Source organism: Planctomycetaceae bacterium, assembly GCA_039680605.1.
Taxonomy (GTDB): Bacteria; Planctomycetota; Phycisphaerae; order SM23-33; family SM23-33; genus JAJFUU01.
In genome coordinates, this window is sequence record JBDKTA010000012.1 from 23,770 (window position 1) to 40,634 (window position 16,865).

Annotated in this window: 11 protein-coding genes; 4 read left to right on the forward strand and 7 right to left on the reverse strand. The window is 64.9% G+C overall.

What is annotated here, in order from left to right; translation table 11 throughout:
* Window positions 1-39 precede the first annotated feature (39 nt).
* Window positions 40-1,422 (reverse strand): transcription antitermination factor NusB, encoded by a 1,383-nt coding sequence (locus tag ABFD92_04090; protein ID MEN6503697.1) that lies wholly within the window; start codon window positions 1,420-1,422, stop codon window positions 40-42.
* A gap of 138 nt (window positions 1,423-1,560) precedes the next feature.
* On the reverse strand, window positions 1,561-2,574 hold the full coding sequence (gene fmt / locus ABFD92_04095; protein MEN6503698.1) for a methionyl-tRNA formyltransferase: 1,014 nt from the start codon (window positions 2,572-2,574) through the stop codon (window positions 1,561-1,563).
* Between the two features lie 141 nt (window positions 2,575-2,715).
* Here fmt and ABFD92_04100 point away from each other — a divergent pair, with 141 nt between their 5' ends.
* Together ABFD92_04100 and ABFD92_04105 are read left to right on the forward strand one after the other, a co-directional pair.
* Window positions 2,716-2,898, forward strand: a complete 183-nt coding sequence (locus ABFD92_04100) for a hypothetical protein (protein ID MEN6503699.1) — start codon at window positions 2,716-2,718, stop codon at window positions 2,896-2,898.
* Between the two features lie 223 nt (window positions 2,899-3,121).
* Window positions 3,122-4,228, forward strand: a complete 1,107-nt coding sequence (locus tag ABFD92_04105) for a hypothetical protein (GenBank protein ID MEN6503700.1) — start codon at window positions 3,122-3,124, stop codon at window positions 4,226-4,228.
* Between the two features lie 305 nt (window positions 4,229-4,533).
* Here the strand turns inward: ABFD92_04105 and ABFD92_04110 are convergent, their stop codons facing one another.
* From ABFD92_04110 to ABFD92_04130, 5 genes are all read right to left on the reverse strand, one after another.
* Complete coding sequence (locus tag ABFD92_04110; GenBank protein ID MEN6503701.1) at window positions 4,534-5,955, reverse strand: hypothetical protein; 1,422 nt, start codon at window positions 5,953-5,955, stop codon at window positions 4,534-4,536.
* Window positions 5,952-6,587, reverse strand: a complete 636-nt coding sequence (locus ABFD92_04115; protein MEN6503702.1) for an SGNH/GDSL hydrolase family protein — start codon at window positions 6,585-6,587, stop codon at window positions 5,952-5,954. The genes ABFD92_04110 and ABFD92_04115 overlap by 4 nt, the downstream gene beginning before the upstream one ends.
* Window positions 6,588-6,663: 76 nt before the next feature.
* Complete coding sequence (locus ABFD92_04120) at window positions 6,664-9,357, reverse strand: hypothetical protein (protein ID MEN6503703.1); 2,694 nt, start codon at window positions 9,355-9,357, stop codon at window positions 6,664-6,666.
* A 360-nt stretch (window positions 9,358-9,717) separates the two neighbouring features.
* Window positions 9,718-9,906, reverse strand: coding sequence for a hypothetical protein (locus ABFD92_04125; protein ID MEN6503704.1), 189 nt, complete (start codon window positions 9,904-9,906; stop codon window positions 9,718-9,720).
* 128 nt (window positions 9,907-10,034) lie between these two features.
* Window positions 10,035-12,662 carry a glutamine amidotransferase gene (locus tag ABFD92_04130; GenBank protein MEN6503705.1) on the reverse strand — a complete coding sequence of 876 codons (2,628 nt, stop codon included), beginning with the start codon at window positions 12,660-12,662 and terminating at the stop codon, window positions 10,035-10,037.
* A 273-nt stretch (window positions 12,663-12,935) separates the two neighbouring features.
* Here ABFD92_04130 and ABFD92_04135 point away from each other — a divergent pair, with 273 nt between their 5' ends.
* Complete coding sequence (locus ABFD92_04135; protein ID MEN6503706.1) at window positions 12,936-15,728, forward strand: PQQ-binding-like beta-propeller repeat protein; 2,793 nt, start codon at window positions 12,936-12,938, stop codon at window positions 15,726-15,728.
* Between the two features lie 357 nt (window positions 15,729-16,085).
* The gene (locus tag ABFD92_04140) at window positions 16,086-16,460 is read left to right on the forward strand and encodes a rhodanese-like domain-containing protein (protein MEN6503707.1); all 375 of its coding nucleotides are present in this window, start codon (window positions 16,086-16,088) and stop codon (window positions 16,458-16,460) included.
* The last annotated feature ends 405 nt before the right edge of the window (window positions 16,461-16,865 follow it).

A 16,865-nucleotide genomic window follows, 5' to 3' on the forward strand; every position in this document is an offset into this window, starting at 1 on the left:
CCGTCTCTCTGAGCCCTCTGTGCCTCTGTGGTAAGTTGTTCAGGTTGCTTGAAGGATAGCAACAAACCCGCCGTCGTGCCACTGGGCGGGGTTTTCGGCCCCGCCGGGACGGGTCACCTTCTGCGAGATCACCCGCATGCGGGGGTATCGCTTGACGAACCGCTGTACCAGCGCTTCGCACTCCTCGGTCTCCATGCTGCACGTGCTGTACGCCAGCCGCCCGCCCGCGCGAACGAACGCCTGCGCCGCGGCGATCAGGAACTGCTGGTCGCGCACCACGTCGGAGAGAAACTCCTGCGTGAAGTGCCATTTGGCCTCGGGACGCCGCGCCAGCACGCCGGTGTTGGTGCAGGGCACGTCGGCCAGCACCAGGTCGAATGTCTCAGCCGGCAGCTCGCCCAGGCGGTCGGTCGGCCACGCCGTGACGATGTCCACGCCGAGGCGCTGGCAGCCCTGCTCGATCAGGGGCAGCTTCTCGGTCACGTCGACAGCGGTGATGCGCCCGCGGTTGCCCATCAGTTCGGCCAGGTGGCCGGTCTTGGTGCCCGGTGCGGCGCAGAGGTCCAGCACGTTCATGCCGCCCTGCGGCGCCGCGGCGAGCGAGACGGCTGTGGCGGTGGCGTCCTGCGGCTGAATCCAGCCCTCCTTGAACGCCGTCAGGTTGGTCAGCCCGCCGCCGATGAGGACGATGCTGTGTCCGTTGTCGTGGGGCAAAGCCTCGCCGCCCTCGGCCTTGATCGAATCGAGCGTCCGCCTGACTGAGCTCTTGAGCGTGTTGACGCGGGCGACCAGCGGCGGGCTCGAGCAGGCGTGCATCGCCGCCTGCAGCGCCGCTCGCAGCGTGTTGAGCCGCTTGAGCCATCGCTGGGCGAGCAACTCGGGCATGCTCCCTGCCGCGGCGAGGTAGCCCACCTCGTCACGCTCGGGATTGGGGAAGATCGCCTTGCTGCAGCGGCGCATGGCGCTGGGGCCGACGGGGATGACGTCCGCGGCCTGCACCACCTCGCCCCGCTCCAGCGGCGACAGGCTGCGGAGAACCGACCGCAGCACGCCGTTGACCAGCCCGCGCTGACGCGGGTAGCCCATGCGCGAGGTCTGCTCGACCGCTTCGTTGACGGCCGCAAAGTCCGGCACGCGGTCCAGGAACAGCACCTGGTACATCGCCACGGACATGATCTTCCAGATCGTCTCGGGTAGTCGCTGATCGGGCTTTTGCAGAAACGCCCGCAGGACGGCCGTCAGCGTGGCCTTGCGGCGGATGCATCCCAGCGTGATCTCGCGCGCCAGCGCCGCGTCGGCGGATGATATTTCCGCCGCGGCGGCAATTGCCATATCCAGTGCCGACGCCGCCCGGGCCGGGCCTTCCAGCAGCGCCCGGACAGCGATGTCACGAGCCGAATGTTGTATGTTTTTCTTGTCCATTGTCAGGGAAACAACTTTACCACAGAGCACACAGAGAACACTGAGGGAAAAGAATAACCTCACCTCTCCACTTTAGCGGCGGGGCTTGCCCCGCGCGGTTGTTTCCCCAACGCCGCAAGAGAAGCACCGCTAAGTTGTTCAGACCATCCGCTCGCCAGGCTTGGGGTGAGCGCCGTTGACGAACGATTGCCAGTCCATCAGGCGCTTGCCGGCGGGTTTAAGCTCAATAATGCGCACTCGCCCGCTTCCAGCGGCGACGGTCAGGTCATCCAGCAGCACGCCGCACTGGCCGGGTGCCATGGCGGCCGTTTCCGCGCCGCCATGTCCCTGATCGTTCTGCGCGAGCATGGCGGCTGAGGAACGGCCGCCATGGCACCCGGGGTCTTCGATGGCCTCGGCGCGGGCGATGATGACGGGTTGCTCTCGCCCGTCAGCTCGGCGCAGCGTGGTCTGGGCTCCGGGCCAGGGCCAGGTGCCGTGGATGCGGTTGCGGATGGTGACGGCGTCGGCGGACCAGTCGATCACGCCGTCGGCCTTGGTCAGCGGGGGGGCCAAGGTGGCCTTGGCTTCATCCTGCGGCGTGCGCGTCGCGTTGCCGGCCGCCAGCAGGTCCAGCGTCCGCACCGCCAGGTTTGCCCCCATCGTCGCCAGGCGCGCGGCGAGGTCCTCGGCCGTTTCGCCCGGGTCGATGTCGGTGGCCTCCTGCAGGTAGATGTCGCCGGCGTCCATCCTGGGCACCAGCGAGAACGTCGTCACGCCCGTGCGGGCAAAGCCGCGGATGATCGCCCAGTTGATCGGCGCCGCCCCGCGCAGCTCTGGCAACAGCGAGGCATGCACGTTGAAGGCCCCGTGCCTGGCCGTGGCGCAGGTCGGGTCCTTGATGAACTGCCCGTAGTCGGCCACCACGATCACGTCGGGCGCCAAAGCCTTCAGGTGTTCGCAGGCTTGCGAGGCGTTGATGGCGCTGCATTCCTGCACAGGCAGGTTCAGGTCTGCGGCAGCGCGGGCCACGGGCGTGGGCTGCAGATGTCGCCCGCGTCCGCTCTGTCGCGGCGGTTGCGTAAAGACTTCGAGGACCTGGTGTCCGGCGCCGGCCACAGCGGCCAGGATCGGAACGGCCAGCGATCCGCTGCCGCAGAAGACGATTCGCATAGAATCCCTTTGCATAGAATAAACGCGGGCAAAGTTGCCGCCGTAATTCTACCGATATAGGGACTGCTAATCACGAACGGACGCCTCAATTATCGAAAGGGTGCCGCCATGATCCAGCGCAGCGTACGAAGGGAATCGACCATGGACCTCTGGAACGATGATGACATCAAGGACGACGAGATCGAAGAACTCGATGACGATGACGACGACGATGAGGATGAAGACGATGAGATCGACGACGAAGACCTCGACGAAGAACTCGACGAGGAAGAGGACGACGAAGACGACGACGAAGAAGAAGACCTCGACGACGCCGAAGAATAACCCCCGCGCGGCCCAGAATGCCGGCACCATGATCAGACGCCAGCCATCGTCCGTTTAGCGAGGACCTGTACTATATCTTTCTTACGCCGAATGGGGTTTCCGGCCCAGACACGATCCTTTGTGTCGATGGACTGTTCTTTGGGCACGACCTCAACGAGGCCTTCGAGTGCCTTCTGCTTGCCGAACGCTTGCCCCTCATGTACGACGATCCTGGGTTTTCCGGATGAAGCATGGGAGAAGATACCTGGATTTCGACGAAAGAACTGATGATAACAGTAAATGCACGATATCTTGTATTAAGATAATGTGCATAGTTAAGGATACTGTGCTGATGCAGCCCGAACTTCGACAGCTTGCCGCGTACCTTGACGAGACGCTTGGAGCGACGTTGGTGGCTAAGCCGTGGGACGGCCGCAGGCGCTTGGTGGCGTTTCTGCGGGAGCAATACGGCTACTGGGACGCTCGCCTTTTGAACAAGCCCTGCCTGCTGATGCTTGATAAGGCCGATCAAGAGCGGGCGGCAGGGGTGGTTTGCAAGCACGTGGCCCAGGTGCAAGAGAAATGGCCGGAAGACGTCGTTTACGTCCGCGGGCGGCTGACGCCCTACAACCGCAAACGCTTGCTCGAACACAAAGTGCCGTTTATCGTCCCGGCCAGCCAGATGTACCTGCCGATGCTGGGCATGGACTTCCGAGAACGGTCCCGCCGAGCGGGGCGAAGCGAAAAACTGCCTCTGGCGTTCAGGCCCGCAACGCAGGCAGTGGTTCTCTATTGGCTTCTCAATCCAACCGGGGAATATCTGACCCCGCGCGAGATGGGCCGCAGACTGGGCTATTCTCCCATGACGATGACGCGGGCGTTTGACCAACTCAAGAACGCCCAGCTCGGCGAGATCACGCGGCATGGCAAAGAGCGCCGCCTTCGTTTTGTTGAACCCAAGTGCACCGTATGGGCCAAGGCCCAGCCGCTGCTGCAAAGCCCCGTAACGAAACGAGTGCTTGTGCCGCAACCCGCCCGGGCCTGCCAAGCCCCCCGATCCGGATTGGCGGCACTTGCGCACTACTCCATGTTGGCGCCGCCTGCGCAGCCGGTGGTAGCCGTGTATGGACAGGATTGGAAGAGCCTGCCTCTGTGGCACAACAAGATACCGCTTCCCAGGCAGGACCCTGATGCCCTGGAGGTTGAGGTGTGGAACTATCGACCCGACATGCTTCTCGACAAGGGAGTAGATGTCGTGGACCCGCTGTCGCTATACCTGTCGCTCAGAGACGACCAAGACGAACGCGTTCAAGCGGCCCTGGAAAAGATGATAGCGGAGTTGAAATGGTAAAGGGCCTGCACATTTTTCGTGACAAATTCCGAAAGTATGCCGATCAGTACGCGCTCATTGGCGGCACGGCGTGTGATCTGGCCATGACGGCTGCCGGCCTTGAGTTCCGGGCTACGAAAGACCTGGACATCGTCCTGTGCATCGAGGCGGTCGACGCGGCCTTCGTGGATGCCTTCTGGGCGTGCTCGCCTGTGGCAAACTTGCGATCAGATTGCTCCCGCGGCGCGGATGGTGAAGCCCGGGCGCTGGATGGCCTGGGTAAGCGGGTGTTGATTGGGTGCCACGAGGCTTGTTGCTCTTGTCGGTCAGGGCTTCTTAACTTCTTTCGGTGCGGGGGCGGGGGTGCTGAGGACGATCCGGGTAAACGATAGCGGCGGCAGGGGGATCTTCAGGGCGGCTGGCGATTCAACATCTTTGGGCGGGGCTTTGACGATCTTTCCCGGCTCGACGAACGATTCGGTCTCGACGTGCAGGCCGCGCGCGGGGGCGCCTGACAGGTCGATCCGCGCATCGACGGCCTCGGATCGTTTGTTCAGCAGATAGATCTGCACGTCCTGTTCGCCGCAGCGTGCGGCGAATCCATAAACGTTCTGGGCGCTGCTGGTCATCGGCAGATGGCGCCCCCCCATGGCCTGGGCGAACATGGGGTACATTGCCGCCGCCGGACCAAAGCCCTTGAGCGTGCTGGTCTGGAAGTTGAAGAGGATCGGCGCGCCAACGTGGCGGCTGGTCGTCCAGTCGCAGGCCGAGAAGACCGGATGCTTGAACATGGAGATGAGGTAGTCGGCCTTGGTCAGGGCGGTGAGGTACGGCGTCTCGTTCGTGGCCGCCCACTCGTTGAATGCGAGCTTGACGGACCGACGGTGTTTTTCCATCTCGGCGTAGAACTTCTCGATATAGAAGTCCAGCCGCCCGTGATAGAGCCCGCCTTCGCTCTGCCAGCCTTTGACGGACGTGGAGTTATACCCGTCCTTGGTCAGGCCAAATCGCTTCTCGAGGACGTACTTCTCGTGGATCTCCAGCACGTCAAGCTGCTTGGACCGCAGGGCGATCTGGATAGCCTGGTCGAACCGGTGCGCCGACTCGGGCCCGAACTTCCAGTCGCCGATGATCGTGATATTCGGGTCGACGCGCTTGAGCACGGCGGCGTACTCGTCGATGGCTTTGGCGTAGGATTCGGCGCTCCATCCTTTGTAACACTCGTTGCCGATGTACCACAGCTTGACGCCGTAGCCCTTGGCGACGCAGTGCTGGATGAGACGCCGGGCCGATTGCAGCGAATCGCGCTCGCGCTTGAACTTCTGACCCGACCGGATGTTGATGCCGACCATCGGCTCGGCGCCGATCTTCCTGCATAGCGCGATGTACTCGCCAAGGTCCATCCACAACTCAGGATCGCGCGGCGTGTCCTTGTAGTGCGGGTCCCAACTGTCGGACTGGAAACTGATCCCGTTGGGGTTGTCCCAGTGCCAGGTCTGCACGGCCGTCCCGCCGGGATAGCGGATCGTCCCGACCTTGGCCTGCTTGAGCCACTGGATGACTTGGGGATTCTCCCATAGCGCGTCGGGCTCATGGCCGTACACCGTGTGCATGCCCGTCAGGAGTTTGGAGATGGTCCAGGCGGGCTTGTCGGCGGCCACAGTGATTCGCACCTCGGCGTCCTTGGCCGCTACCGCCGGCGCCATCATCAGGGCACACGATATCAGCACCGCACGCATCGCAGTCACCAACCCAGGGCCTTGAGGACTCCGTGGGCGATGACCAGGTGGCCCGATGCCGTCGGGTGAACCGGCTCGGGGCAGAAGGCATCAGCGGGGCGGTGGCGGAGTTGCTGCTGGAACAGGTCGTGCGTTCGGACGGAGGCGGCCTTGAACTCGCGGGCCATCTTATGCACGACGGCGATGTACTTGGGCAGGGCCTTGAGCACCGAGGTGCGGAAGCTCGCCGGCCAGCGGTCGGCGCTGATGTAGAACGGGTCGATCAGGACGATCCTGGGGTTGCAGTGCTTGCGGGCCTGGGTGAGGATGTCGCGGTAGGTCGTCTCAAAGACGGCCGGCGTGATCGGCCCGCCGCCGAGGTTCTGGTGCAGGTCGTTGATGCCGATCTTGACGCTCAGCCAGTGCGGCCGGTGGCGCAGCACGTCGTCGCTCCAGCGGTTGCGCAGGTCGATGACGGTGTTGCCGCTGATGCCCTCGTTGATGAAGTCGATCTTCCGCTCGGGATACCGCGCGGTCGCCATGTCGACCACCTGCCGCACGTACCCGTCGCCCAGCGGCCGCGCATGCGCCCGCCGCCCGCAGTCGGTGATGCTATCGCCGATGAACACAAACGTCTGGCCGCCGTTGACCTTGAATGCCATGAGGTTGCTCCTGAAATCAGTCGGATGTCTGATGAAGCGGGATTGTACCGCAGACGCGGTTATGCACAACGCACAACTACTTCGGTTCCGTCCAGAGGTCCTTCCAGAGACTGCGCAGGGCATCGGCGCCGTCGGCGACGCGGATCAGTTTCGAGACCGTGGCAACGGCAGGGCCGGCGGCACTGCGGTGCAGCAGCATCTCGATTTCGACGACCTGCGAGGGATCGCCCGAGGCAGGAGGCTTGAGCCGCAGTTCCACCACGGCCTGTGCATGCGGCAAAAACCGCTCCTGCGTGTCCATGCACATGCCCATCCTCAGAAACAGGGCCTTCTCGTGCCGCGACTTCGCGACAATCGGCAGGGTCATCGCCACATCGGGCGCCGCAACGGTCTTTCGCAGATCGTGCGCCCATTCTTCGCCCTTGCGGGCCAGTCCCGCCGGCAGGAGCGGCGAGACCACCGGCACAATTCGCACGGTCGTGCCGTTTTTCGCGGCCGCCCGCGAGAACTTCTGGCTGGCCTGCAGGCAGTGCTGCACCAGCGGCCTGACCGCCTCGTTCATGGGGGCTTTCAGCGAAACCTCCGGCACCGGCTCCACGCGTCCACTGGCCAGATCCAGAAGCTCTACCTGCAGCACCGGACCGGCATCGGCGTTGGCCACCTGCATTCGGATCGCCGCATCGTAGTGGATCGGTCGTGGATTGCGTCTGGCGCCGGTGGTCCTGGAGACGGGGGCGGCCGAGCTGAATCTCACGATGGAGACCTCGCCGCTGCTGCTCAGTTCGCCCGTCAGGAGAGTGCAGAATCGATCCACTTCGGCAGCGTCGGTCTGATCGCTCTTGCCTTCAGGCGGAACCAGAACGAACGTGAACTTGTTGTTCGCTGGCGCAGGGACTTCAGAGGGTCGCAGCGACGGTTCCACGGCAAGCCGACCGGACGGTTCAGGGACTGGCCGAGGCAGGGCCGCTTTCGGAGGCGTCCGGGCCGCGGGAGGCGTCTTGGGCACGATGCCCTGGATGTCGGGCGGGCGCGTCTTGACGGCCTGGATCGTCTCGGCGATCCGGGTTTGTTCGTCCGCATCGGCGGTGGAGCGTTTTAGCGCCTCCAACTGCGGCAGCGCCGAGCGAGCGGACTTGCCCAGGTATGTCAGGATCGTCAGGGCGGCCGCACGCACTTCCGGATCGTCATCTTTCAACGCGGCGGCGGCCCCGCCGACGGAGGAGCGGCCCATGAAGAGGGTCAACTGGTTGTGCAGCAGCGCGGCCGTCATGGGGCAACCCGACTGGGCCGGGATCAGGCGGACCATCCTTTCCGCGGTAGCGGCGTTGAGCTGGCCGCTTCTTTCCAGCCGGATGACGCTGTCAAATCGAGCGGTGTCTTCCTTCTTGCTATAGGGCACCTTCGTCTCGAGCCGCTTCCAGGCTTGATCGATAAGCCCAGGATCGGTGGTGGCGCGGTGTGCCTCAACCATCGCGATCAGGTCGGTTCCGTCGGCTGCGCGGCGTTTCACCGGCCTGTCCCGCAGGCGATTGAAATCATCGCGTTTTTCCGCCCACATGGCCTGCAGGGTGTCTTCGACGCGGTCGATGCTTCCGCTTCGCCGGATGGTGATGGCGTCGGGTCGCTTGTAGCGGCGCAGCGTCAGGTTGAGGGTCACCTCGCCGGGCCCGGCGGGCGAAGCTTGAATCTCTGACGAGACCTGCGCCACCGGATGGAACCTGCTGGTGCCGCTCGTGCGCGGCATGCGCATCGCCGTGAAGATCATGTCCTCCAGCCCCGAGCGACTTTCCATCTCAGTGGTCAGATTCAGACGATCAGACAGTTCCGCCAGAGTGAGCATGCGGCGATGCAACTTGTCTTCGATGCCGGCCGGCAGCGACGGGTTGCGAGGGTGTAGGATCCGGATTTCCTCGGTTCCCGGTTCAGTATATCCGAGTTGTTTTTCCTTGGCCCTCTTGAAGTCAGCCACAAACGACTCTATCGCGGCGGAGTCGGCGGGCTGCGACGTCAGCTGCCGGCGGCAGAGGATTTGCCCCGTCCACAGGTTCAGCGCTTCCAGCATCCACTGGCGGCCTGAGGCGGCCTGGCGCACCGTCACGCGAACGAGGGCGTCATATTCAGCGGGGCAGTCTTCGGGCGGGCCGACGAATCGCCGCTCGTGGAAGACCAGGCCGACCTGATCGGGGTTGTGCAGACGCACGGAATCAACTTTTGAAAGCGGCCCCTCCAAAGCCCGCCAGATCTCCTCGGCCGCGACTTGAGCCTCCCCGCTTGCGGCGGGCTCGACGTCGGGAACAATCGCCACAAACACGCCGGCATAATGTTGGGGCCTCTTGTCCAGCGACGACGGATCCTCGATTGGAACGGCCAGGAACTTTTCCCGACCGGGACTCTTGGGCGCCAGGAAGCCCCGCACGTGCGGCTGTATCTTGAGCGACACGATTGCTTTCTTGATCCGTGCCAGTTCCTCTGGGGAACCGGTCAGTGCCGCCATCTTCTCCACGTCCGCCAGAGCCGGGCTGAGCCCTTTTCCCGCGTCAATCAACACGTCCAATGCAGCGGCTCGCAGGTCTGGGTCCTTGTCGGCAAGTGCCCGTTGTAATGCCGGCAGCATCGCCGGGCGCGGCGTATAAAGCAGCTTGTTATGCATGAAAGCCGCGGTATGGGGGCAGCCCTGCTGGGCGGGGATCAGGCGGATCAGATGCCAGGCGTTCGTCTCCTCAAACGGACCGGAAGCTGCCATCTTCTTGAGGACGCTCAGCCGCTTCATGTCCATTTCCGGCCCGCCGGCCGCTCTGTCTTCCAGAATGCTCCAGATCGGGTCGCAAGGTTCCTCAGCAGGGACAACGGGCGCGGAAGGTTGCTGGACGGGCGCCGGCGCGGGAGAGGGGGAGCGACCTCCCGACCTCAGCAGCGTGTACAGCCCGATAACCAACCCAGCCGCGGCCGCGGCGCTGATCAGCCATCTGACGGTGCTTCCGGTTGACAGTCGCTTGGCTGCATGAGGGGCGGTCGCATCTGCGGGAATCGGCGGTGGACCATGCCCGGGGCGAAATTGCGGCGGCACCGGAGGCGGCGATGGCGAATCTTCAAAAGAATTGGGCCGGCGTGCTGTCATACCATCCTTATCTTAGTTGCGCTGCTTCTCTTTCTTCTTGGTCCGGAGTTCGTAGCTTGCAGCCGGACGCGCGTCTTTGTATTGATCCAGGGCCCCCTGGAGCATGGTGCGAACCCGTTGGGCTTCGGGCGACAGGGCCTTGAGAGGTTTCTTCTCCAGAACATCGTTGCTGAGGTCGTAGAACGTTCCATTGCGATACAACTTGTAGCGTTGGTTCCGGGCCCACTCCTGGCCGGCCGGGCCGCCGTTCCGCGAGAACCAACAATAGATCCATTGTCTTGGAGTCGCCGGTCAATTGTTCTCATGAGCTCTCCTGGCTTACAGATGCCTCACACCAGCCCTTTGTGTTTTCGCAGCACCCATTCGATGCATTGCAGCGACAGCAGCATCAGCAGCAGGACGACCAGCGGCCAGTCGAGGGGCTTGGGTTTGCCCAGGGATTTGTGGACGACGACTTCCTGGGGTTTGGGGCGGGTCTGGAGTTTGAGGCTTTCCAGCAGCGGGCCGACCTCGCGCAGGGGGGCGTATTGCCCGCCGCTGGAGCGGGACATCTCGCTCAGCAGGTCCAGGTCCGGCGTGACGGTCTCAGACTCCAGGTCGCGCGAGACGACCTCGAACTTGTGCTCGGCGGCGAGCTTCTTGCCCGCCACCGTCGCCTCGATGTTCAGGCTGTAAACGCCCGGCGTCATCAGCCGGCGCAGCACGCCGGTGCGCATGACCGGCCCCTCGGCCGTGGTAATGAGCTGGCGGGAATTGTCCGGTCCCGTCAGGACAACCGTCGCCGGGGCCTTGGGCATGGGCAGCCCGCGCGGGTCTTCGACGCCGGCGGTGATGTTGATGATCTCGGCGCCGGACGTCAGCGCCTGCAGGTTGTAGCTGCCGCGATCGGTCGCCACCCACACGTTGCCCTTAGGCGCCGACAGGAACAGCCCCACCTGCCGCCAGAACCGCCGCTGCAGCGCCGCGGTGTCTTTGGGATTGAGCACCCAGCGCCACGTGGTGTCGAAAGCCACCGCCAACGACCGCCCCTTGCCGTACTGCTGGGCCACGATCAGTGGATGGTTCTCGCTGCTGCGCGCCAGCACCACCGCGGCGGGCTTTAAGCCGCCCAGCTTGTTGGCGCCCGACAGCGGCGCCAGCGACGCCCAGGCGGCCGCCGCGTCGCCGGCGTCGATCTGCATCATCTCGTCGCGCAGCCCCTCTTCGGTGGGCACGACGCGCACCTCTTTGTCGATCTGACCGTCCGAGGCGGCCATCTCCACCGGCAGGGCCTGCGCGACGGCGGTGGCGTCCCACTTGCCGTTGGCGAAGCTGTCGGTCCCGCCGATCATGCACAGGCCCTTGCCGTATTTCTCGACCAGCTCGCGGATGATCTCGCACTGCTGGGGCGTAAAGCACGAGGCGGGCACGTCGCCGAGGATGATGGCGTGGTACCGCAGCCATTCCTTAATGTCGACCGGAAGGGTGTTGGGCGTGCCGGCGCCGGCGGGCGCCAGCAGCACGCGCCGGTCGACGCCGAACCGCTGCCCCGTCGACAGCGCCTGCGTGATGTACTTCGACTCGTACCGGAACCGCCCCTCGACGTACAGGATGCGGATCTCGCGGTCCACCACGTGAACCAGCGCCGCGGCGCTGGGGCGGCCCAGAAGGCCTTCGATCTTCTCCCCCGAAGCCTCGGCCGTCACCGTCAGGCGCTGGTAGCCGCTCTGCGTGGGCACGTGGACGAACTGCACGTTTTCCGACAGCACGTCGGAGGCCACGGGCAGGTCCTTCTTGCCCACCACCGTCTCGCCGAAGCGGCAGACGACGCTGACCGATCGCCCCTTCAGACCGGTGGCCTTGACCTGGGCGTTGATGGGCAGGGAGTTGAAGGCCTCGACTTCCTTCTGCATGTCCTGCGGCAGCGTGACGCTCAGGATGCGCATGAACTTTTCGGGCGAGGGCGAGCCCACGCCGACGGTGTAGATCGGCAGCGTGCTGGCGCGGGCGAAGGTCTGCGGGCGCGTCGCGTCGGTGGCGGCGGTGTTGTTGCATCCGTCGCTGACGAGCACGATGGCCGTCACTGCCCGCGAGGTGGCCTGGTGGGGCTCGACAGCGGCGGCGAGCGAGTCGCCCAGGGCGGTAGAGGCGCCGGTGGCATCGGTCGGCAGCGGCATGGGGCCTGGGGCGTCGGGGGGCATCGGCACGGCGGGGCGGGCCTTGCTGTCGAAGGGGACCAGCTCGATGTCGCTGTGCTTGAAGATTTCGCCCAGGGCGCGGCGCTGGTCGTTCAGGGCCAAGTACACCGAGGTGATGCGGCTGACGGGGCTCTGCCCTTCGGGCAGGCTGGTGAGTTTGTAATCGGGGGGCATGTCGCGGCGCTGCATGGAACTGGAGACGTCGACGGCCAGCAGCACCAGCCCCCGCACATCGGTGGTGGTGCGGTATTCCAGCGCCGGACCCAGCGCCCACAGCGCCAGCAGCAGCACCGCCAGCAGCCTCAGCCCCAGCAGCAGGGCCTTGGCCTTGGGTTTGAGCGGCGTGGTTGTGCTGGCGTATGCCCGGACGGACCAGGCCAGCGCCGCCGCGGCCAGGGTGACGACTTGTCCGGCCGGGGTCCAGAACAGGCACAGCAGCATCAGAGCCATCAGAGCGCTGGAGACGGCGCCGGCCAGGGCGAAGGCCCGTGCGCGTCCGTCGCGGCCTCGAATGGCGGCGCCGATGGCGGCGATGATCGCCGGTGCCGCCAGGGCGGGCAGGGCCAGGGCGGGGAAACCCCACCACGCTCCGACGCCGGCCAGCGCCGCGCCGCCGGCCAGTGCAGCGGCCATCGTTGCCGCCGCGCCGCGTCCGCCGCGCCGCGCCAGGCGCAGCGTCATAAAGATCGCCTCGCCCACCAGCGCCGCCGCGGCGACGACCGACAGCAGCACCGGCCAATTCGGAGGCTCCAGCACCAGACTGACGCCCAAGAGGCTCATGTCTGCAGAGTAACCGCCGCCGCGGCAAGAATAAAGGCGTTACTCGCAGCGCGGGCGGCGCCGGCAAATCCATAACGGATGCGGATTCCGGAATGCGGATCAGCGGCTTGATCAATCGACGATGGGGCGGGAACGATTTTGCATTCCTCACGCTCAACGTGAGGGTTTATCATGAGGCCGGGCGGCATGGCGACACGTGCCGTTCAGTGGGCCTCCATGAACGTGCCTGGCGGGAATCTCCGCCCCAGGCGGGGCAGTGACAAGGACACCGACGTGCGTAGTATCTCCATGAGCCTGGAAGGTTGCAGTCCGCCGCGCGGGGGACGCATGCCCGCATCGGCCGTTCTGCTGACGGTTTTGCTCTGCGGCCCGCTGCAGGCGGGGGTGGTCGAATACACCGATCGGACGGAGTGGGAAAGGGCCGTCAAGCACTTCACGCCCGTTCGCTTCGCCAACGAAAAGCTGGAGAAGAATGTTCCGCTCAACGCCGGGCTGATCACGATTGTGGCTACCGGAACCGGTTCTGTGGGGATCGGAGCGGCCAAGGACGGCACGCTCTCTCTGAGCGGAAGCGGCACGACGGCGCCGTGGTTTCGCCATACGATCACGATCAACGGCGGCAAGGTCTGCGCCGTCGGCTGGGACTTCTCGCATCCCGGTTACAAGGGGATGTACAAGTCCGTGCTCACGCATGACGGCGGCACGATCGAGAAGATCTGGCCGGAGAACAAGGGCAAGGGGTTTCTGGGGTACATCGACACCAAGGGCAAGACCATCAGCGGGTTCTGGTTCGGCTCGACCGGACGATGCAACTTCACCGGCGCCGGCGTCGAGAACATCTGCCTGAGCAATCTTCAGCCGCCGCCGGGTCTGGACTCGGTGCCGCCGGAATGGGCGGCGTTCGACATCCAGTACAAGGCGACCTGGGACCAGACGCTGGCGGCCAACACCGAGCAGCAGTGGCAGAAGGAGTTTGCCACCGGGACGCCGGCGCTCAAGAGCTATCTGGCCAAGGGTGAGGACGCCGTGCGGTTCGTCATCGCCCTGCGAAAGATCCGATTGCTCAAGGCCATGATCGAGCGGTTCCCCGACGAAAAGGCCAAACACGCCCAGGCCCACAAGACCATCGCCCAGACCAGCCGCGAAATGATCCTGCCGTGGTGGCCCGACCCCGAGAGCAGCCCGCTGGGCGCGCTGGACCCGCCGGAGATCGACCGTGAAATCACCACGCGATGGGAGGCCCTGGCCGGGGCGGCCAAGTCGCTCCAGGCGTCCGAATCGCTTCATCCCGACGACGTGCAGGGGCTGCTGAATCTGCTCGCCCAGCGCGACGCGCGTCTGCAGATCAGCCCTTGGCACTTCGTCTCGTACCGCCTGGCGATGGAAGACCTGTTGGAGCACCTGTCCGCCTCGCAGCTCGCGCGGGTCCGCGCAGCCCAGGAAGAATACGCCGTCCGCTTCGCCGGCGAACTGGCTCGCACGGGAGACTTCGACGAAGCCGCCAGGCTCTCCCGACGTGCCCCCTGGGCCCGAAGCGTTCATGAACTCCTGCTCGATCTGAGCGAGCGGGCCCTGCAGCAAGGGCGCTGCCAATGGGCGATGGCGTCGCTGAACGATCTGCTCGATCATGCCGACGATCCGGAAATCCGCCACGCGGCCCAGGCCGCCAGGTGGGTTGCGATGGCGCGGCAAGGCACCGCCCCAGCCCTGCACGCTGCCGCCATGGCGGAGGTTCCCGATGAAACGCCCATGCCCTGGCGGGGCGGGACCCTTACCGCCTCGGCGATCAAGAAAGCACTGCTGGGCCCCAGCCGCGGCGGCGAGGTGGCGCTCGCCGATCTGGCCCGCAAGAGCGTCCAGTTGCCCGCGGGCTGGCCCGGCGACCAGCGATGCACCGACGGTCCGCAACTGGACTTCGGTCTGCATACGCCCTGGCCGATCAGCCAGGTCCAGGCCACCGACCGGGCGATCTACGTGATGGGCGCCGCGCGCGTCGCTCGCTTCAATGCCGACGGCAGCGGACCGCTCTGGACCGGCTCGCTGCTTGAACCCGCCGCCGCGGCGCCGTGGGACCCCGCCGCACTGGATCGCTACATCAAGAGCGTCAAGCCGGATACCCGATTCGAGCGGCGGGGGGTCTGTGTGCGCGGCGAAACGTCCTCGGCCTTATCCGATGACGGCCGGTTCATCTACCGCCTCGTGGCCGCGGCCAAACAGAGCGTGGTCGCGCTGAGTGCTGCCGATGGCCAGGCTCTCTGGTCTACCGCCGCTCGCGACGACTGGCGAAGCTTCATGCCGATGAGCCGTCCGGCCGCTGCCGACGGGCGCGTGTATGTGCTGGCCGTTCCTGCCGCCCTGGGCGCCGACGCCGGTCTGGGCGGGGGCAAAGACGCCGGACCGGCGGTTCTGTGGCGGCTGGTCTGCGCGGACGGTCGCGACGGCCGCGTGCTGTGGACCCAGCCGCTAAGCTGGCAGCCGTTCACGCTGCTGGACAGCGCCCGCGGGGCCGGCGGAGTGGCAATTTACGACGGCTGGGTCTACTGCTCGACGAGCATGGGAATCGTGGCGCGCTGCGATGTTCGCGACGGCGCCCTCGACTGGGTTCGCGGCTACGCCAGCACCGCCGACGTCGACCCGCAGGCAGAGAACTTCAGTCGCGAGGGCTCCGCGCCGCTGCTGTCCGGCCAGACGCTCCTGCTGGCCCCGCGCGACCATACCGGCGTGATGGCCATGCGATGCGACAGCGGACAGTTCCTCTGGGAAACCATGGCCGTTCCGTCCGACAGGCTCATCGCCGTCAGCGGCAATGTAGTGCTAGCCGTCGGTCCGCGAAGGCTCTGCGCGCTGGACCTGGCCGGCGGGCGTGTGCTCTGGTCGCGCGAGTTCCCCCAGGGGACGCTCTCGCAAGGCGCCCTCGCCGGCGGCTGTGCGATCGTGACGTCGGCGGGCAAGTTGCACCGCATCGCCATTTCAACGGGGCAGGATGTCGAGAGCGTGGATCTTCAACCGCCTCCTGCGCATCCGGTGGTGCTGGAGGGCGCGCTGCTGGATGTGAAGGCCCCTTAGCCCGGAAACACCTTTGCACCGCAGAGATCGCAGAGACCGCAGAGGCATATGTTTTTAGCATGATGCCTCTGCGCCGGGTGGCATGGCGACCCACGAGAAACTCAAAGTGTGTCGCCATGCCACCCCGCGCCTGACCTGTGGACGCTGAGGATGTCAGAAATAAACAACCTCCTTCCTCTGCGACCTCTGCGACCTCTGCGGCTTGTTCCATCCCTGTAGGTCAAAGGCGGATACTCTTTTCAGGCAGATCTCGCGGAAGTTATGGAGTGGACTTGCGCAGCGGGGCATAGAATTTGAGTGCTGTGACGGAACGGATGATCGGGACGGATCCCGTTGACAAATGAATAGAGGTGTTTCATGCGTACTATCTCACGCCAAGAATTAGTGGACTGGCTGGATAGTGACGAATGGGACGGCGTCCTGATCGACGTGCTTCCGGAAGAATCGTTCCGTGATGTGCATGCCGCCGGGGCCATCAACGTGCCGCTGGGCGACGAATTTGAACGTCGCGTGCGGCAGGCGGCTCCGGACAAGGTCAGAAACGTTGTCCTTTATTGTGGAAGCAGTCAGTGCCCGGCCTCGCAGGAGGCGGCGCTGAAGATGGAGGAGATGGGATACTCCAGAGTATTTGTGTTCAAGGGTGGTCTGGATGAATGGCAGCGGGCAGGACTGCCTCTTGAGGGGGAAAAGGTGGAGGCGCCTGCTTTCTCGCCGCCTGGATTCGATATCTGACGAGGGCTGTGCGCGCCGGATTTCTGACCGGCGAACTCGAAGGCCGAGCGTCGGCCTGAAGGATACCTATACGGGGCCGGATTCAGACGGCGCGCACCGCCTCGTCAGTGAACTTGACAGCAGACCACGGAGGGAGACCTGGAAATGCGGCACGGTTGGAGCGCTGTCAGACCCGCCATCCGGCAAGCGGGCCTGATAAGTGCTACTGACCGTGCCGTTTTTTTTATGCGCTTGTCCGCTCAGTTACCGGAGAAAAGTCGCGGCGGAGGAACTAACCCGAAAACTGCATGAACCGCAGAGATCGCAGAGTACGCAGAGAAGCAAATGGCTCAAAACAAGACCATCTAACGTCGCCGTCGGCGTTAATCTGAAAAACAGACTGTCCATGCGCCCCGCTTCGCTAGT

Coding starts and splice junctions, on each gene's coding strand:
- ABFD92_04105 (MEN6503700.1), top strand. CDS start 3,122: ATGAAGCATGGGAGAAGATACCTGGATTTCGACGAAAGAACTGATGAT.
- ABFD92_04115 (MEN6503702.1), bottom strand. CDS start 6,587: ATGGCATTCAAGGTCAACGGCGGCCAGACGTTTGTGTTCATCGGCGAT.
- ABFD92_04130 (MEN6503705.1), bottom strand. CDS start 12,662: ATGAGCCTCTTGGGCGTCAGTCTGGTGCTGGAGCCTCCGAATTGGCCG.
- fmt (MEN6503698.1), bottom strand. CDS start 2,574: ATGCGAATCGTCTTCTGCGGCAGCGGATCGCTGGCCGTTCCGATCCTG.
- ABFD92_04140 (MEN6503707.1), top strand. CDS start 16,086: ATGCGTACTATCTCACGCCAAGAATTAGTGGACTGGCTGGATAGTGAC.
- ABFD92_04090 (MEN6503697.1), bottom strand. CDS start 1,422: ATGGACAAGAAAAACATACAACATTCGGCTCGTGACATCGCTGTCCGG.
- ABFD92_04100 (MEN6503699.1), top strand. CDS start 2,716: ATGGACCTCTGGAACGATGATGACATCAAGGACGACGAGATCGAAGAA.
- ABFD92_04120 (MEN6503703.1), bottom strand. CDS start 9,357: ATGAAGCGGCTGAGCGTCCTCAAGAAGATGGCAGCTTCCGGTCCGTTT.